The following is a 17700-nucleotide window of genomic DNA, read 5'->3' as shown; positions in this document are numbered from 1 at the left end:
GCCAGGTCCCGGGTCAGGGCGCCCCCCCCCCCCCCCCCCGACGGACGGCGGCGTCAGTAACGCTCGATGGCCGGCGGGTCGACGAAGTCCGAACCGGACAGGCCCAGCGTCGCCTCGTAGATCTTCTTGTACGTGCCGTCCTTGACGCGCTCCTCCAGCGACTTGCTGATGGCCTCGCGCAGCACCTTGTCGTCCTTGTTCAGGCCGACGCCGTAGGGCTCGTCGGTGAACGGCTTGCCGACGACCCTGAGCTTGCCCTTGTTGGCCGCGGCGTAGCCCTTGAGGATCGAGTCGTCGGTGGTGACCGCGTCGACCTGCTTGGTCAGCAGCTGCTGCACGCAGTCGGAGTACTTGGCCAGCTCGACGACGCTCGCGCCGTACTCCGGCTTCTTGATCTCCTGGAGCGGCGTGGAGCCGACGATCGAGCAGACCTTCTTGCCCTTCACCGAGTCCTTGCCGGTGATCGACTTCTCGTCCTCGCGCACCAGGAGGTCCGCGCCGGCCTTGTAGTACGGACCGGCGAAGCCGACCTGCTTCTTGCGCTCGTCGTTGATCGTGTAGGTGCCGACGTAGTAGTCGACCTGGCCCTTGGAGATGGCCGTCTCACGGACGCCGGAGTCGACCGTCTTCCACTCGATCTGCTTCTCCGAGAAGCCGAGGTCGGCCGCGACCATCCTGGCGATCTCGATGTCGAAGCCCGAGCGCTCCTTGGTCGCCTGGTCCTCGAAGCCGAGGTACGGCTGGTCGGCCTTGGCGCCGATGATCAGCTTGCCGCGCTCCTTGGCCTTCTTGAACACCGGGGAGTCGAGGGCGACGTCCGTGGCGGCGGTGTACTTGGGCAGCTCGGGGGCACCGGAGGCGCCCGGCTGGGTGCCGCCCGGCTTGTCACCGGCGGAGCCCTCCTTGCCACCACACGCGGTCGCGGTCAGGGCGAGGACGGCAATGGCCGCGACGGCGGCCGACTTGCGGAGCTTCATGTGAACAATCCTTAGGTCGGAAGTCGTTGTCGTCAGTGGTGAAGGATCTTCGACAGGAAGTCCTTGGCCCGGTCGCTGCGCGGGTTGCTGAAGAACTGGTCGGGGGTCGCCTCTTCGACGATCTTCCCGTCCGCCATGAACACGACGCGGTTGGCGGCGGAACGGGCGAAGCCCATCTCGTGGGTGACGACGATCATCGTCATCCCGTCCCGGGCCAGCTGCTGCATGACTTCGAGGACCTCGTTGATCATCTCCGGGTCGAGCGCCGACGTGGGCTCGTCGAAGAGCATGACCTTCGGGTCCATCGCCAAAGCCCGTGCGATCGCGACGCGTTGCTGCTGGCCTCCGGAGAGCTGCGCGGGGTACTTGTCGGCCTGTACGCCGACGCCCACCCGGTCGAGCAGGATCCGGGCCTTCTCCTCCGCCGCCTTCTTGTCGGCCTTGCGGACCTTGATCTGGCCCAGCATGACGTTCTCCAGCACCGTCTTGTGTGCGAAGAGATTGAACGACTGGAAGACCATGCCCACGTCGGCACGCAGCCTGGCCAGCTCCTTGCCCTCCTGGGGCAGGGGCTTGCCGTCGATCGAGATCGCTCCCGAATCGATCGTCTCCAAGCGGTTGATCGTGCGGCACAGCGTGGACTTGCCGGACCCGGAAGGCCCGATGACGACCACGACCTCGCCACGGGCGATGGTCAGGTCGATGTCCTGGAGCACATGCAGCGCGCCGAAGTGCTTGTTGACGTCGCTCAGTACGACCAGGTCGTTCGCCGCGGGCGCGGCATCCTCGGCGTCCTTGGTCACTGAAACTCCGCTCATCGGCTTCTTGCTCCGTCCTCCTCGGTTGAAGAAGGACACTAATGACGCAGTGCTACCAACGTCATTACATCTGAGCGGAAATTGAGCATAACGATCCGGCGGCAACCGGACACTCCGTGTGAACAGGACGCTACGTGCCACCCCGGGGGCGTACCGGGTGCATAACGGAAACCCTGCTGTAACCGGCAGACTCTTGACTGGTGTGCCGTTCATCGGCGTGGATGCCTTGAGCGAGTCGACGCGAAGCGTCGATGAACGGGAGATCACGCCAGAGATCTCCCGGGTGAAGCAGGGTGAAACGGGTGACAGCACCCGGTGACACCGTGCAACGGTTTCACCCATGAGCCCGAGGAGCCGGACGGCCCCGGGAGACACGGAGAGGAGGGCCATGAGACTTCTGCTCGTCGAGGACGACGACCATGTCGCGGCGGCCCTGTCCGCCGTGCTCGCCCGCCACGGATTCCAGGTGAAGCACGCCCGCAACGGCGAGGAGGCCCTGCGCGCGCTGCTGCCCGCCGAGAAGGAGCCCTTCGGGGTGATCCTCCTCGACCTCGGCCTGCCCGACCAGGACGGCTACGAGGTGTGCGGCAAGATCCGCAAGCGCACCGCGACCCCCGTGATCATGGTGACCGCCCGCGCCGACGTGCGCTCCCGCATCCACGGACTCAACCTCGGCGCCGACGACTACGTCACCAAGCCGTACGACACCGGCGAGCTGCTCGCCCGGATCCACGCGGTCGCCCGGCGCACCACCAGCGGCGAGGACACCGCGCCGACCCCCGTCGCCGCCCTGCGCCTCGGGCCGGTCGCCATCGAACTGCCGACCCGCCGGGTCAGCGTCGACGGCACGGAAGTCCAGCTCACCCGCAAGGAGTTCGACCTGCTGGCCCTCCTCGCCCAGCGCCCCGGCGTCGTCTTCCGCCGGGAGCAGATCATCAGCGAGGTCTGGCGCACCAGCTGGGAGGGGACCGGACGCACCCTGGAGGTCCACGTCGCCTCCCTGCGCTCCAAGCTGCGCCTGCCCGCCCTGATCGAGACCGTGCGGGGCGTCGGCTACCGGCTCGTCGCGCCGTCCGCGTAACCGGCGGGTACGCCCCCGGTGCGCTCCCGTCTGCTCCCGCTGCTGATCGTCCTGATGGCCGCTGTCCTGGTCACCCTCGGCTTCCCGCTCGCGATCAGTGTGGCCGCCGCCGAGCAGCAGCGCCTGGTGATCGACCGGATCGACGACACCGCACGGTTCGCCGCCCTGGCGCAGTCCATCACCGACACCTCCCCGGACAGCGAGGAGCGCCGCCGCACCCTCCAGACCGACCTGGAGGTCTACGCCTCGGTGTACGACATCCGCGCCGGCGTCTTCTTCCGGGACGACCGGGCCCTGGCCAAGGCCCCCGGCTCCTGGACCCTGCCCGCCGAGGGCGAAGGGCGCACGGCGTTCGACGAGGCGCTGCTCGGCCGCCGCTCGCACGACCCGCCGCAGGTCTGGCCCTGGCGCGACGGGCGCGTCGTCGTCGCCTCGCCCGTGGTGCGCGACGGCGATGTGGTCGCCGTGGTCGTCATCGACTCGCCCACCGGTGAGATGCGGTCCCGGACCCTGCGGACCTGGCTGTTCATCGGCCTCGGCGAAGCCCTGGCCCTGCTGGTGGCCGTCGGCGCGGCGGTCCGGCTCACCGGCTGGGTCCTGCTGCCGGTACGGACCCTGGACGCGGCCACCCGCGACATCGCCGGCGGCCGGATGCGCTCCCGGGTCGCCGCCTCCGCCGGGCCGCCGGAACTCAGGCACCTGGCTCGCTCCTTCAACGAGATGGCGGACAACGTCGAGGACGTGCTGGAGCAGCAGCGCGCCTTCGTCGCCGACGCCTCGCACCAGCTGCGCAATCCGCTCGCCGCCCTGCTGCTGCGCATCGAGCTGCTCGCCCTGGAGCTGCCCGAGGACAGCGAGGAGATCGCCGCCGTGCGCACCGAGGGCAAACGGCTGGCCCGGGTCCTCGACGACCTGCTCGACCTCGCGCTCGCCGAGCACGCCGAGGCGGACCTCCAGCTGACCGACATCGTCCCGCTCACCGCCGAGCGGGTCGCCTCCTGGCGTCCCATGGCGGACCGGGAGGGCGTGCGGCTCACCCTGGACGGGGCCCCGGCGGCCACCGCCTGGGCCGACCCCGTGGCGCTCTCCAGCGCCCTGGACGCGGTGATCGACAACGCCCTGAAGTTCACCCCCGCCGGCGAGGACGTCACCGTCACCGTCACCGCCAAAACCCACACGACGACCGTCGTCGTCGCCGACCGGGGCCCGGGCCTCACCGAAGCGGAACTGGAGCGCGTCGGCGACCGCTTCTGGCGCAGCACCCGTCACCAGAACGTCAGCGGGTCGGGCCTCGGCCTCTCCATCTCCCGGGTGCTGCTCGCGGCGGGCGGCGGCTCGATCGCGTACGAGCACCACGCACCGCACGGCCTGCGGGTGACCGTCTCGGTGCCCCGCGAACGGCCGGGCGGCTGAGCTCCATGGGCGGGGAGACTCAGCGCCCCCGACGAGGAGCCGTCAGGGCTTCACCGAGCGGTAGTAGTCCTTGGCCCCGTCGTGCACGTCCAGCGGATCCGTGTAGATCGCCGTCCGCAGGTCCACCAGCTGCGCCGAGTGGACCTCGCGGCCGATCCGGTCCCGGGTGTTGATCACCGTCCGGGTGAAGGCCTCGGTCATGGCCGCGTCCGTACGGTCGGTCGTGACGAGCAGGTTGGCGACGGCGACCGTGGGCACCGCCTGACCCTGCTGGGCCTGCGGATAGGCGTCGGCGGGCATCATGGCCGACCGGTAGAAGCGGGTGGGACCGGTCGACGCCTGCAGCTTCGCGACCAGGTCGGCCTCCAGCGGCACCAGCCGGATCTCGAAGCGCTCCGACAGCTCCTGCACGGCCGCGGTCGGCAGCCCGCCCGACCAGAAGAACGCGTCGAGCCGGCCCTGCGTCAGCCGTACGGGCATGGTGTCGATGCCCACCGGCACCGGGGTGATGTCCTCGGCCGGATCGAGTCCCGCCGCCGTCAGCAGCCGGTCCGCGACCAGCCGCACCCCGGACCCCTCCTGGCCGACGCCCACCCGCTTGCCCCGCAGGTCGGAAGCGCTGCGGACGTCGGAGTCGCGGGGGACGACCAGCTGGACGTAGTCGTCGTACAGCCGGACACAGCCACGCAGCCGCTGGGCCCCGGGCCTGCCGTCGCGCAGATAGGTGGCCACGGCGTCGGCCGTCGCGATGGTGAAGTCCGCCTCGCCCGTCGCGACCCGGGCGAGGTTCTGCTGCGACCCCTCGCTGGTCCGCAGCCGTATGGACACCTCCGGCATGTCCTTGGCGAGCGCGCCCTCCAGCCGCTCCCCGTAGCGCTGATAGACCCCGCTGGGCACTCCCGTGGAGAAGGTGAGCGGGCCGCTCGGGTCCCCCTCGTCCCCCCGGGGCTGCAGCCACCACGCGAGCAGCCCGAGCACGACCGCGAGGACGGCGCCCGTCTGCAGGGTGCGCCGGCGGCCGAATCGGGACAGAGCGTGGAACATGCGCGCGATCCTGCCAGCTCACCCACCCCCCTGGCCAGGCTTCCCCGTGAGGCCCGCCCCACAACGGGCGGGTCGGCGGAAGCCTGACCGGGGGACGGGAAGGCGCCGCCCGGCAACCGCCTACCCTTGTCCCATGAGCAGCGGCAACCGGAGCGAAGCAGTGGACGTCCAGAAGAGCTACGAGGTGCGCACCTACGGGTGCCAGATGAACGTCCACGACTCCGAACGGCTGTCGGGTCTCCTGGAGGGCGCCGGTTACGTCCGGGCCCCCGAAGGCTCCGACGGCGACGCCGACGTCGTCGTCTTCAACACCTGCGCGGTGCGGGAGAACGCCGACAACAAGCTTTACGGAAACCTCGGCCGGCTCGCGCCCATGAAGACCAAGCGCCCCGGGATGCAGATCGCCGTCGGCGGCTGTCTCGCGCAGAAGGACCGCGACACCATCGTCAAGCGGGCCCCCTGGGTCGACGTCGTCTTCGGCACGCACAACATCGGCAAGCTGCCGGTCCTCCTGGAGCGCGCCCGCGTCCAGGAAGAGGCGCAGATCGAGATCGCCGAGTCCCTGGAGGCCTTCCCCTCCACGCTCCCCACCCGCCGCGAGTCCGCCTACGCCGCGTGGGTCTCCATCTCGGTCGGCTGCAACAACACCTGCACCTTCTGCATCGTCCCGGCCCTGCGCGGCAAGGAGAAGGACCGCCGCACCGGCGACATCCTGGCCGAGATCGAGGCCCTGGTCGCCGAGGGCGTCTCCGAGATCACCCTGCTCGGCCAGAACGTGAACGCGTACGGCTCCGACATCGGCGACCGCGAGGCCTTCTCCAAGCTGCTGCGCGCCTGCGGGACCATCGAGGGCCTGGAGCGCGTCCGCTTCACCTCGCCGCACCCCCGCGACTTCACCGACGACGTCATCGCCGCCATGGCCGAGACGCCGAACGTCATGCCGCAGCTGCACATGCCGATGCAGTCCGGATCGGACCGCATCCTGAAGGCGATGCGCCGCTCGTACCGTCAGGAGCGCTTCCTGGGGATCATCGAGAAGGTGCGCGCCGCGATGCCGGACGCAGCCATCTCGACCGACATCATCGTGGGCTTCCCCGGCGAGACCGAGGAGGACTTCGAGCAGACGATGCACGCGGTCCGCGAGGCCCGTTTCGCCAACGCGTTCACGTTCCAGTACTCCAAGCGCCCCGGGACGCCGGCCGCCGACATGGACGGCCAGATCCCCAAGGAGGTCGTCCAGGAGCGGTACATGCGCCTGTCCGCCCTCCAGGAGCAGATCTCCTGGGACGAGAACAAGAAACAGGTCGGCCGCACCCTGGACGTCATGGTCGCCGAGGGCGAAGGCCGCAAGGACGGCGCCACCCACCGGCTCTCCGGCCGCGCCCCCGACAACCGCCTGGTCCACTTCACCAAGCCGGCCCAGGACGTGCGCCCGGGCGACGTGGTGACCGTCGAGATCACCTACGCCGCCCCGCACCACCTGCTCGCCGAGGGCACGCCGCTCGCCGTACGCCCCACCCGCGCGGGCGACGCCTGGGAGAAGCGCACCACCGAGGCCGCCGCCAAGCCCGCCGGAGTGATGCTGGGCCTCCCCGGCATCGGCGCCCCGGACCCGCTCCCGGCCACCACGGCCCCGGCCTGCGGCATCGGCTGACGGCTCCCGGCCCGGTCGGCGGCGCCCGGGGAAGTACGCTGACCGGCATGCTTGTCGCCGCCGCCGTGTGCCCCTGTCCGCCGCTCCTGGTGCCCGAGGTCGCCGCCGGGGCCGCCCCCGAGCTCGACTCCGCGCGTGACGCCTGCCTCGACGCCGTGGGGGTGCTCGCCGCCTCGCGCCCGGACCTCCTCGTCGTCGTGGGACCGGGCGAAGACGGCACGGCCGCGCCCTACCCGCCCGGATCGCTCGGCTCCTTCCGGGGCGTCGGCGTGGACCTCGACGTGACGCTCGGCCGCGCGCCCGAGGACACTTCCACGGCGGGCCGGCCGCTGCCGCAGGCCCTCGCGGTGGGCGCCTGGCTGCTCGGCCGGGCCCGCTGGACGGGCGCTCCGGCCGAAGGGCTCGCCCTCCTGCGGACCGCGGCTCCGGGCGACTGCGAGGAGGCCGGCCGCGCCCTCGCCCGCCGCGCCGATCGGGTCGCGCTCCTGGTCATGGGCGACGGCAGCGCCTGCCGCACCCTCAAGGCGCCCGGCTACCTCGACGAGCGGGCCGCCGCGTTCGACGCCCTGGCCACCGAGGCGCTCGGCGCCGCGGACCTCGACGCCATCGCCGCGCTCGACGCCACGCTCGCCCACGAACTCAAGGCGACCGGACGGGCCTCCTGGCAGCTGCTCGCCGGCGCCGCGCGGGACGCCGGGCTCGCCGGGCGGCTGCTGTACGAGGACGCCCCGTACGGCGTGGGCTACACCGTTGCCGCCTGGTCCTGACCAGACCGGCGGCGGGAACAGACCGGCGGCGGGAACAGACCGGCGGCGGGCACGGAGCACTCGGCTCCGCACCCGCCGCCGGGGCACGACCGCTGCGTCAGTGCGCGGGCGGCGGCGGGGGAGGCGTGCTGCCAGGGGTGCCGCCGGGCGTACCCGGAGCACCGGGGGTTCCGGGCGCACCAGGGGTCCCGGGAGTGCCGTGAGCGCCTCCCGGCGCACCCCCGTCCTTCTGGCCCAGCTTGTCCACGGCTTCCTTGGCCTTGCGCGTACCCGAATCGATCTTGTCGCTGTACTTGCCCTTGGTCTTCTGGTCGACCGTGCGCGCGGCCTTGTCGAGGCCCTGCTCGATCTTGCCCCCGTGCTGCTGCGCGAGGTCGCCGACCTTGTCCTTGGCCGGCCCCAGCTTGGCCTTCAGGTTGTCCAGGAACCCCATTGGGTCACCTTCCGTGCAGTGAGGACTGTCGTCACGGGAGCGTTCTCCCGCCCCCATTGTCCGTCACCTGTCCGTTCCTGCCGTTTTTACTCGTCCTTCGGCGCTTCCGTGGCGCATCCTTGACGTCGCCCTCCGTGTTCGGCCGCGTCCCGCTCGACACCCGGTGTGTTCGGAAGGGTCCGGATATTTGGGAGACTGGTCCGGTGACGCCTCCCCCTCCCGCCCCCCGCGTGATCACCGTCGTAGGCCCCACAGCGGCCGGAAAATCGGATCTGGGGGTCTTTCTCGCCCAGCGGCTCGACGGCGAGGTGATCAACGCCGATTCCATGCAGCTCTACCGGGGGATGGACATCGGCACCGCGAAGCTGACGCTCCCCGAGCGCGACGGCGTGCCGCACCGCCTGCTGGACATCTGGGACGTCACCGAGGCCGCCAGCGTCGCCGAGTACCAGCGCCTGGCCCGCCGGGAGATCGACCGGCTGCTCGCCGCAGGCCGCACGCCCGTCCTCGTCGGCGGCTCCGGGCTGTACGTGAAGGGCGCCATCGACGCCCTGGAGTTCCCCGGTACGGACCCCGAGGTGCGCGCCCGCCTCGAAGCGGAACTGGCCGAGCGCGGCTCCGGCGTCCTGCACGAACGCCTCGCCGCCCTGGACCCGGACGCCGCCCGGTCCATCCTGGCGAGCAACGGCCGCCGTATCGTCCGCGCCCTCGAAGTCATCGAGATCACCGGCAAGCCCTTCACCGCCAACCTCCCCGGCGACGAACCGGTCTACGACGCGGTGCAGATCGGCGTCGACGTGGACCGCCCCGAACTCGACGAGCGCATCGCCCTGCGCGTCGACCGGATGTGGGAGGCGGGTCTCGTGGAGGAGGTGCGGGCCCTGGAGGCGTCCGGGCTGCGCGAGGGCCTCACCGCCTCACGGGCCCTCGGCTATCAGCAGATCCTCGGGGCGCTCGCGGGGGAGTGCACCGAGGACGACGCGCGGGCCGAGACCGTGCGCGCCACCAAGCGCTTCGCTCGCCGTCAGGACTCGTGGTTCCGCCGCGACCCGCGGGTCGTGTGGCTCGGTGGCGGACACCGTGACCGGGAAGAACTCCCGCACCGGGCGCTGACGTTGGTCGAACGAGCGGTCACAGCCTGATCACGTGATGGCATCGGGAAGCCCCGCCCGTCAATTCGGCACCCGTGACCGTGCCATCATCGAGCATCGATCCACCAGTGGAGTCCGAGTTGGGAGGGCGCGTGGCGATGGAGGCCGGCCCTCGCGACACGGAGCAGCGCGACACAGAGCACGAGGTGCCGTCACCGCGGGAGACCGCGGGACGGCTGAGCCCCGACGGGCCCGACGAGCAGGACGTGGCCCCCGAGGTCGAGGTCGAGCTGCGGCCCACCCGCAAGCTGCGGATCTGGCAGCTCGCACCCATCGTCATGCTGGCCGCGGTCGGCTCGCTGATGTTCGCCTTCCCCCTCGCCTTCGAGTTCGGTGACGGCGGCGCCATCGTCGCCATGCTGGGGCTCCTGATCAGCTGCTGCGCGGCCGGCTGGGGCATGATGGCGGCCCGCCGCGTCGGTCACACCTGGCCCGGACTGCCCTCCCGCGGCTCGGGCGACCGCCCCGACTGGCGTGTGATCGCGCTGTACGCCGCGACCGGCCTCGCCCTGGTCGCCCTCGCCGTCTGGCGCGTGGCCCGGCTGCGCTGACGGCGTCGCGGCGAGGCCCGCACGGCCGGGCCGCTCGTGCGGGTTGTCGGCGCCGCCTCGTACAGTTGGCGTGTGAGCACCTCGCAGATCGCCTTCCTCAAGGGTCACGGCACCGAGAACGACTTCGTGATCGTCCCGGACCCGGACAACGCCCTCACGCTGCCCGCGGCCCTCGTCGCCCGGCTCTGCGACCGCCGGGCCGGCATCGGCGGCGACGGACTCCTGCACGTCGTGCGCTCCGCCGCACACCCCGAGGCACGGTCCATGGCGGACGGGGCCGAGTGGTTCATGGACTACCGCAACGCGGACGGCTCGATCGCCGAGATGTGCGGCAACGGCGTGCGCGTCTTCGCGCACTACCTCCAGCGCGCCGGTCTCGTCGAGGAGGGCGACCTCACCGTCGCCACCCGGGGCGGCCCCAAGCGCGTGCACCTCGCCAAGAACGGCGAGATCACCGTCTCCATGGGACGCGCCCAACTGCCCGAGGCGAGCGTCACGGTCAGCGTCGGCGGCCGCAGCTGGCCCGCCCGCAACGTCAACATGGGCAACCCGCACGCGGTCGCCTTCGTCGACGACCTCGACCACGCGGGCGACCTGCTAACCGCCCCCCCCATCAGCCCCGAGGCCGTCTACCCCGAGGGCGTCAACGTCGAATTCGTCGTCGACCGGGGCCCGCGCCACGTCGGCATGCGCGTCCACGAGCGCGGCTCCGGCGAGACCCGCTCCTGCGGCACCGGAGCCTGCGCGGTCGCCGTCGCCGCCGCCCGCCGGGACGGCGCCGACCCCGCCGGGACCGGGCTCCCCGTCACGTATCGGGTGGATCTCCCCGGCGGCACCCTCGTCATCACCGAGCACCCCGACGGCGCGGTCGACATGACCGGACCCGCCGTGATCGTCGCCGAGGGTGTCATCGACCCGGCCTGGCTCGAAACCGCCCAGGAACGGCTCGCATCCTCCTGAGGCCTGAACCGCTCGAAACGGTGATCGGTCCGAGCTTCGCTCGAATGGGTGATCCGTTTCACGCTGGGCGAGAGCTGGACTGCGCCACGTGGTGGGGTCGATAGCATCAAGCACCGGCCCCGAGGGGCATCCGCTCCTCCCCAGCGCCGGTCGACGTCGCCGGAGGTGCCCATGAGTGCAGAGGCCGCCGATCCGGGCGCTCCCCTTCGCAGGCGGAGCCGCCCCCGGATCGATCTGCGCAGACTGGGCCGGGTGGCACTGCGCGGCCCGGTCTCCCGCGACCGGCTGCCCGACGCCATCGGCCATGTCGCCGAGGCGCACCGCGCCCACCATCCCGACGCCGACCTGACCATCCTGCACCGGGCCTACGTCCTCGCGGAGTCCTCGCACCGCGGCCAGATGCGCAAGAGCGGCGAGCCGTACATCACGCATCCGCTGGCCGTCACCCTGATCCTCGCCGAGCTAGGCGCCGAGACCACCACGCTCACCGCCTCCCTGCTCCACGACACCGTCGAGGACACCGAGGTGACGCTCGATCAGGTCCAGGAGCAGTTCGGCGACGAGGTCTGCTATCTCGTCGACGGCGTGACGAAACTGGAGAAGGTCGACTACGGCGCCGCCGCCGAACCGGAGACCTTCCGCAAGATGCTCGTCGCCACCGGCAACGACGTCCGGGTCATGTCGATCAAGCTCGCCGACCGGCTGCACAACATGCGCACCCTCGGTGTGATGCGCCCCGAGAAGCAGGCCCGGATCGCCAAGGTCACCCGGGACGTCCTCATCCCGCTCGCCGAACGGCTCGGCGTGCAGGCGCTCAAGACCGAGCTGGAGGACCTGGTCTTCGCGATCCTGCACCCCGAGGAGTACGAGCACACCCGCGCCCTGATCGCCGCCGCGACGCGCCCGGACGACCCCCTCGAAACCATCGCCGACAACGTGACGCGCACCCTGCGCGACGCGGGCATCAGCGCCGAAGTCCTCATCCGGCCACGCCACTTCGTCTCCGTGCACCGGGTCCGCCGGAAACGCGGCGAACTGCGCGGCACCGACTTCGGCCGGCTCCTCGTCCTCGTCGGCGAGGACGCCGACTGCTACGCCGTCCTCGGTGAACTGCACACCTGCTTCACCCCGGTGATCTCCGAGTTCAAGGACTTCATCGCCGCCCCCAAGTTCAACCTGTACCAGTCGCTGCACACCGCCGTCGTCGGCCCCGGGGGCGCGGTCGCCGAAGTCCTCATCCGTACGCACCGGATGCACAAGGTCGCCGAGGCGGGCGTCGTCGCGCTGGGCAACCCGTACGCCCAGGACGGGACCGCCCCGCTCCAGCACGCCGAGCCGTCCGACGAGCGCGCCGACCCGACCCGGCCCGGCTGGCTCTCCCGGCTGCTGGACTGGCAGGAGTCCGCCACCGACCCCGACACCTTCTGGACCACCCTGCGCGACGACCTCGCCCAGGACCGCGAGATCACCGTGTTCCGCACCGACGGGGGCACCCTCGGGCTGCCCGCGGGCGCCAGCTGCGTCGACGCCGCCTACGCCCAGTACGGCGACCGGGCGCACACCTCCATCGGAGCCCGGGTCAACGGCCGCCTCGCCACCCTGAGCACCGTCCTCAGCGACGGCGACACCGTGCAGCTGCTGCTCGCCCAGGACACCGCCTCCGGCCCCTCGCCCGACTGGCTCGACCACGCCCGCACCCCCGCCGCCCGGATCGCCATCACCGGCTGGCTCACCGACCACCCCGACGAGGCGAAGCCCGACCCGGAGACCGTGGAGGCGGCCGGACCCGGCACACCGGACGAGCCCGCCGCCGACGCCCCGGAACGCGAGGCCCCAGGGGCCACCGCCCCGGCGCGCACCCGGTCCGGCCCACGGACCACAGGCGTCGTCGTCGACGGGCCGGGCGCGCCGGTCCGCCTGGCCGGCTGCTGTACGCCGGTGCCCCCCGACGAGCTGACCGGCTTCGTCGTCCGGGGCGGTGCGGTCACCGTGCACCGCCGCGAGTGCCCCGCCGCCGCCGAGATGCGGGACATCGGCCGCGCCCCGGTCGCGGCCCGCTGGGCGGACGCCGAGGGCCGGGAGTCCGAGGTGGGCTGCCGGGTGACCCTGGTCGCCGAGTCCTTCGGCCGCCCCCGGCTCCTCGCCGACCTCACCGAGGCCATCGCCACCGCCGAGGCGGCGATCGTGTCCGCCACCGTCGAGCCGCCCAGCGAGCAGCGGGTCCGCCACACCTACACCCTCCAGCTCCCCGACGCGGCGGGTCTTCCCGGTCTGATGCGCGCCATGCGCGACGTCGCCGGGGTCTACGACGTCAGCCGCGCCCAGCACCCGGCCCCGGCCGGCTGAGCGACCACGGACGGCGCGTCCTCGTTCGGGTGGTACGGCGCGCGGCTCCCCGGCCGGGCGGCCCCGCGCTGATAGCGGTAGTCCATGCCGCTCCTGACCCGCCGCCTGCGCGCCGCCCTGCTGGCGACCGCCTCGGCCACCCTCGTCGCCGCCACCCTGCCCGCCCCCGAGCCCCTGGGCATCGGCGACCGGCTCTTTCCCGAGCTGGGCAACCCCGGATACGACGTCCTCGCGTACGACATCGCCCTCACCTACCACGGCAGCAACACCAAGCCCCTGGACGCCGTCACGAAGATCAGCGCCCGCACCACCGCCCCGCTGGACCGGATCAACCTCGACTTCGCCCGGGGCACCGTCCGCGGCGTCGAGGTCAACGGGCAGAGCGTCGACTTCGGCAGCAAGAGGGAGGACCTGGTCCTTCAGGCCCCCCGCCGTCTCCCGGCGGGCGTGCCGCTGAACATCACCGTCCGGCACACCAGTGACCCGAGCGGATCCGGGGACGACGGCGGCTGGGTGCGTACCGCCGACGGGCTCGCCATGGCCAACCAGGCCGACGCCGCCCACCGCGTCTTCCCGAGCAACGACCACCCCTCGGACAAGGCGCACTTCACCTTCCGGATCACCGCCCCCGAGAAGCTGACGGCGGTCGCGGGCGGCCTGCCCGTGGACAGGACCCGGCGCGGGGCCACGACCACCTGGACCTACCGCACCGAGCACCCCATGGCCACCGAGCTGGCCCAGGTCTCCATCGGCAGCTCCGCCGTCGCGCACCGCACCGGCCCGCACGGACTGCCGGTGCGCGACGTCGTCCCGGCCGCCGACCGGAAGAAGCTGGAGCCCTGGCTGAAGAAGACCCCGGCCCAGCTGGAGTGGATGGAGAAGCAGGTCGGCCGCTACCCCTTCGAGACGTACGGGGTGCTCGTCGCCGACAGCCCCATCGGGTTCGCCCTGGAGACCCAGACGCTGTCCCTGTTCGGGAAGTCGTTCTTCACCGAGCCCGCCTACCCCGAGTGGTACGTCGACTCGGTGATGATCCACGAGCTGGCCCACCAGTGGTTCGGCAACAGCGTCTCGCCCGCGAGCTGGTCCGACCTCTGGCTGAACGAGGGACACGCCAGCTGGTACGAGGCCCGGTACGCCGAGGAGAACGGGGGCGGAACCCTGGAGCGGCGGATGCGCCAGGCGTACCAGCTCTCCGACGGCTGGCGCGCCGACGGCGGCCCGCCGGCGCACCCGGACGGCCCGGCCCCGGGGCAGAAGCTCAGCCTGTTCCGCCCGGTCATGTACGACGGCAGCGCGCTGGTGCTCTACGCCCTGCGCCAGGAGATCGGCGAAGCCGCCTTCGACCTGCTGGAGCGCACCTGGGTCCGGGTGCACCGGGACTCCACGGCGACCACCGCGGACTTCACCCGGCTGGCGTCCGGCATCGCCGGACGGGACCTGACCGGCTTCTTCGACGGCTGGCTGTACGGCGAGAAGACCCCGCCGATGCCCGGCCACCCGGACTGGAGCAGCGCGAAACCCGCGTGACGGGCCCGGCGGGGCCGTGCCACTATCGACGGGTCGGCGCGGCGGACCGCCCGGAGTTCCCCGAAGGGAATCATCCGGGAAGATCACACGTTGTGACTGACGTAAAGACTTCTATCGACGTAAGGATCCAATGACCTCCTCTTCTTCCCTTCCCCAGGACGCGCAGGACGCGCAGAGCGCCACGGAGAACACCACCGAGAGCCTCACCGAGGCCCGCCGGGCCGACGCCCTGATGGAAGAGGACGTCGCCTGGAGCCACGAGATCGACGGAGCGCGCGACGGCCAGCAGCTCGACCGCTCCGAGCGTGCAGCGCTGCGACGCGTGGCCGGTCTCTCCACCGAGCTCGAGGACGTCACCGAGGTCGAGTACCGCCAGCTGCGCCTGGAGCGCGTGGTGCTGGTGGGCGTCTGGACCTCGGGGACGGTGCACGACGCGGAGATCTCCCTCGCGGAGCTCGCCGCACTCGCCGAGACGGCGGGCGCGCAGGTGCTGGACGCGGTGTACCAGCGGCGCGACAAGCCCGACCCGGCCACCTACATCGGCTCGGGCAAGGCCCTGGAGCTGCGTGACATCGTGCTCGAATCCGGAGCCGACACCGTCGTCTGCGACGGTGAGCTGAGCCCCGGCCAGCTGATCCACCTGGAAGACGTCGTCAAGGTGAAGGTGGTCGACCGGACCGCCCTGATCCTCGACATCTTCGCCCAGCACGCCAAGTCCCGAGAGGGCAAGGCGCAGGTCTCGCTGGCCCAGATGCAGTACATGCTGCCCAGGCTGCGCGGCTGGGGTCAGTCGCTCTCCCGTCAGATGGGCGGCGGCGGTTCCAGCGGCGGTGGCGGCATGGCCACACGTGGCCCCGGTGAGACCAAGATCGAGACGGACCGGCGACGGATCCGCGAGAAGATGGCGAAGATGCGCCGGGAGATCGCGGAGATGAAGACCGGCCGCGAGATCAAGCGGCAGGAGCGCAAGCGCAACAAGGTGCCCTCCGTCGCCATCGCCGGATACACCAACGCCGGAAAGTCCTCGCTGCTCAACCGCCTGACCGGTGCCGGTGTCCTGGTGGAGAACGCCCTGTTCGCCACCCTGGACCCGACCGTCCGCCGGGCCGAGACGCCGAGCGGCCGCATCTACACCCTGGCCGACACCGTCGGGTTCGTCCGGCATCTGCCGCACCACCTCGTCGAGGCGTTCCGCTCCACCATGGAGGAGGTCGGCGAGTCCGATCTCATCCTCCACGTCGTGGACGGCTCCCACCCGGTGCCCGAGGAGCAGCTCGCCGCGGTGCGCGAGGTGATCCGGGACGTCGGCGCGGTGAACGTACGCGAGATCGTCGTGATCAACAAGGCGGACGCGGCGGACCCCCTGGTCCTCCAGCGCCTGCTGCGCAACGAGAAGTACGCCATCACGGTCTCGGCCAGGACCGGCGCCGGCATCGACGAGCTGCTCGCGCTCATCGACGCCGAGCTGCCCCGTCCGTCCGTCGAGATCGAGGTGCTCGTGCCGTACATCCAGGGGGCTCTGGTCTCCCGGGTGCACGCCGAGGGCGAGGTGCTCTCCGAGGAGCACACCGCCGAGGGCACCCTCCTCAAGGCCCAGGTCCACGAGGAGCTGGCCGCGGAGCTCGGGACCTTCGTCCCCGCCGCGCACTGACGGCCGCGGGACCGTACGACAGCCGAAGGCCCGGCCCCACTCTCCGGAGAGAGAGGGGGCCGGGCCTTCGGCGTACTGCCGCCGCCGGGGACTACTGCCCGGCGAACTTGTCGCTCATCGTCGTGAAGGTGCGCCTGGCGTCCTCGCCGAGCCGGGGCCCGGCCAGCCAGCCCGAAGTGACCGGGCCGATCGAGGTGTTGGAGACCAGCATGGACGTGCCGTCGGGCCCGGCGACGAACCAGCCGCCGCCGGAGGAGCCGCCCGTCATGGTGCAGCCGATCCGGTACATGGCCGGGGTCCCCGGTGCGATCGAGAGCCGGCCGGGACGGTCGACGCACTGGTGCATCAGCAGACCGTCGTACGGCGGACCGGCCGGGTAGCCCCAGGCGCCCATGCCGCTGATCTGCTGGATCTCCGGAGCGTCGAAGGAGACCGGCAGCGCGTTGCCCACCGTCTCCTCCAGCGACTTCGTGCCGCTCGAAGGCTTCACGTGCAGCACCGCGTAGTCGTACGGCGCGCCCGCTCCGCCCGTCGGGCCGCCGCCGGAGATCCACTCGCCGGAGGACGTGGCCCAGTCCGCCCAGTAGGTGCCGTACGGGGCGACCTCCTGCGGCCGCGCGGTCCGCAGCTGCGCCGCGTTCCTGCCCTGGTCGTTGTAGGACGGCACGAAGACGATGTTGCGGTACCAGCCGCCGCCCGCGCCCGCGTGCACGCAGTGTCCGGCGGTCCACACGAGGTTGGACTTCCCGGGGTTCTCCGGGTCCTTCACGACCGTGCCCGAGCAGACCATGGAGCCCTCGGGCGAGTCGAAGAAGACCTTGCCGACCGGGGCGGCGTACCGGTGGTACGGGGTCTTCTCCGGCTTGGCCCGCACCGGCGCGGGCTCCGGGTCGCTGACGTCCTGACCGGTGGCGAGGTCACCGGCCGCCATCGTCTTGGCGGGCTCGTCGGCCGAGGCCATCCGGTCCGGCTTCCACAGACCCTCGATGACCGGGTTGACGAAGTCCTCGGCCTTGCGGAGCCAGCCGTCCCTGTCCCAGTTCTTCCACTCGCCGTCCTGCCACTTCTCCGGGTCCACCCCGTGCTTCTCCAGGGCTTCGCCCAGATCACCGGGAAGACCTGCGGCGGAGTCCTTCTCCGCCGCCCCGCCGGTGGCCGACGGCTTGGCGGCCGCGGCGTCCTCGTCGGGACCGCAGGCCGTGGCCGTCAGTGTGAGCGCCGCGACGAGGCCGGTGGCGGCCAGCAGCGGACGTATCGATCGCATGGAAGAAATCCCCCTGAACAGCTGAGTCGTACGGTGGCGCGCCGTCGCGGGACGCGCGGA

Annotated in this window: 15 protein-coding genes; 10 read left to right on the top strand and 5 right to left on the bottom strand. The window is 71.8% G+C overall.

The features are described from left to right. Positions 1-53 precede the first annotated feature (53 nt). Positions 54-977: a glutamate ABC transporter substrate-binding protein gene (locus ACFWRV_RS31380; protein ID WP_384339300.1), complete on the bottom strand. Its 924-nt coding sequence runs from the start codon at positions 975-977 to the stop codon at positions 54-56. A gap of 32 nt (positions 978-1009) precedes the next feature. Further along, positions 1010-1795: an amino acid ABC transporter ATP-binding protein gene (locus ACFWRV_RS31375; RefSeq protein WP_384339299.1), complete on the bottom strand. Its 786-nt coding sequence runs from the start codon at positions 1793-1795 to the stop codon at positions 1010-1012. A gap of 388 nt (positions 1796-2183) precedes the next feature. Between ACFWRV_RS31375 and ACFWRV_RS31370 the strand changes: the two genes are divergently transcribed. Together ACFWRV_RS31370 and ACFWRV_RS31365 are read left to right on the top strand one after the other, a co-directional pair. Then, positions 2184-2876 carry a response regulator transcription factor gene (locus tag ACFWRV_RS31370; RefSeq protein ID WP_384339298.1) on the top strand — a complete coding sequence of 231 codons (693 nt, stop codon included), beginning with the start codon at positions 2184-2186 and terminating at the stop codon, positions 2874-2876. 18 nt (positions 2877-2894) lie between these two features. Beyond that, positions 2895-4289 carry a sensor histidine kinase gene (locus ACFWRV_RS31365; RefSeq protein ID WP_384339297.1) on the top strand — a complete coding sequence of 465 codons (1395 nt, stop codon included), beginning with the start codon at positions 2895-2897 and terminating at the stop codon, positions 4287-4289. 42 nt (positions 4290-4331) lie between these two features. Here ACFWRV_RS31365 and ACFWRV_RS31360 read toward each other — a convergent pair whose 3' ends face one another. Further along, on the bottom strand, positions 4332-5333 hold the full coding sequence (locus ACFWRV_RS31360; protein ID WP_384339296.1) for a TAXI family TRAP transporter solute-binding subunit: 1002 nt from the start codon (positions 5331-5333) through the stop codon (positions 4332-4334). A 133-nt stretch (positions 5334-5466) separates the two neighbouring features. Between ACFWRV_RS31360 and miaB the strand changes: the two genes are divergently transcribed. Together miaB and ACFWRV_RS31350 are read left to right on the top strand one after the other, a co-directional pair. Further along, positions 5467-6987, top strand: coding sequence for a tRNA (N6-isopentenyl adenosine(37)-C2)-methylthiotransferase MiaB (gene miaB / locus ACFWRV_RS31355; RefSeq protein ID WP_384339295.1), 1521 nt, complete (start codon positions 5467-5469; stop codon positions 6985-6987). A gap of 47 nt (positions 6988-7034) precedes the next feature. Next, positions 7035-7754: a class III extradiol dioxygenase subunit B-like domain-containing protein gene (locus ACFWRV_RS31350; RefSeq protein ID WP_384339294.1), complete on the top strand. Its 720-nt coding sequence runs from the start codon at positions 7035-7037 to the stop codon at positions 7752-7754. Positions 7755-7851: 97 nt separating this feature from the next. Here ACFWRV_RS31350 and ACFWRV_RS31345 read toward each other — a convergent pair whose 3' ends face one another. Further along, complete coding sequence (locus ACFWRV_RS31345) at positions 7852-8187, bottom strand: antitoxin (RefSeq protein ID WP_384339293.1); 336 nt, start codon at positions 8185-8187, stop codon at positions 7852-7854. 203 nt (positions 8188-8390) lie between these two features. On the opposite strand from ACFWRV_RS31345, the gene miaA reads away from it, so the two are divergent. The 6 genes from miaA to hflX all read left to right on the top strand — a co-directional run bounded on the left by miaA (position 8391) and on the right by hflX (position 16376). Further along, entirely contained in the window at positions 8391-9329 is a 939-nt protein-coding gene (miaA, locus tag ACFWRV_RS31340) for a tRNA (adenosine(37)-N6)-dimethylallyltransferase MiaA (protein WP_384339292.1), read from the top strand. Between the two features lie 107 nt (positions 9330-9436). After that, the gene (locus ACFWRV_RS31335) at positions 9437-9889 is read left to right on the top strand and encodes a hypothetical protein (RefSeq protein ID WP_355062893.1); all 453 of its coding nucleotides are present in this window, start codon (positions 9437-9439) and stop codon (positions 9887-9889) included. Positions 9890-9961: 72 nt separating this feature from the next. After that, the gene (gene dapF, locus ACFWRV_RS31330; protein ID WP_384339291.1) at positions 9962-10849 is read left to right on the top strand and encodes a diaminopimelate epimerase; all 888 of its coding nucleotides are present in this window, start codon (positions 9962-9964) and stop codon (positions 10847-10849) included. Between the two features lie 171 nt (positions 10850-11020). Further along, entirely contained in the window at positions 11021-13195 is a 2175-nt protein-coding gene (locus ACFWRV_RS31325; protein ID WP_384339290.1) for a RelA/SpoT family protein, read from the top strand. Positions 13196-13279: 84 nt separating this feature from the next. Next, entirely contained in the window at positions 13280-14725 is a 1446-nt protein-coding gene (locus ACFWRV_RS31320; protein ID WP_384339289.1) for a M1 family metallopeptidase, read from the top strand. A 130-nt stretch (positions 14726-14855) separates the two neighbouring features. Then, positions 14856-16376, top strand: a complete 1521-nt coding sequence (gene hflX, locus ACFWRV_RS31315) for a GTPase HflX (protein ID WP_384339288.1) — start codon at positions 14856-14858, stop codon at positions 16374-16376. A gap of 91 nt (positions 16377-16467) precedes the next feature. On the opposite strand, the gene ACFWRV_RS31310 is transcribed toward hflX, so the two are convergent. Continuing rightward, positions 16468-17640, bottom strand: a complete 1173-nt coding sequence (locus ACFWRV_RS31310; protein ID WP_384339287.1) for a trypsin-like serine peptidase — start codon at positions 17638-17640, stop codon at positions 16468-16470. Positions 17641-17700 lie beyond the last annotated feature (60 nt).

Origin of the sequence: Streptomyces sp. NPDC058576, from assembly GCF_042718715.1 — a bacterium.
Taxonomy (GTDB): Bacteria; Actinomycetota; Actinomycetes; order Streptomycetales; family Streptomycetaceae; genus Streptomyces.
Note: the sequence above shows the minus strand (reverse complement) of the source record. Positions and strands in the feature narration are given on the sequence as shown.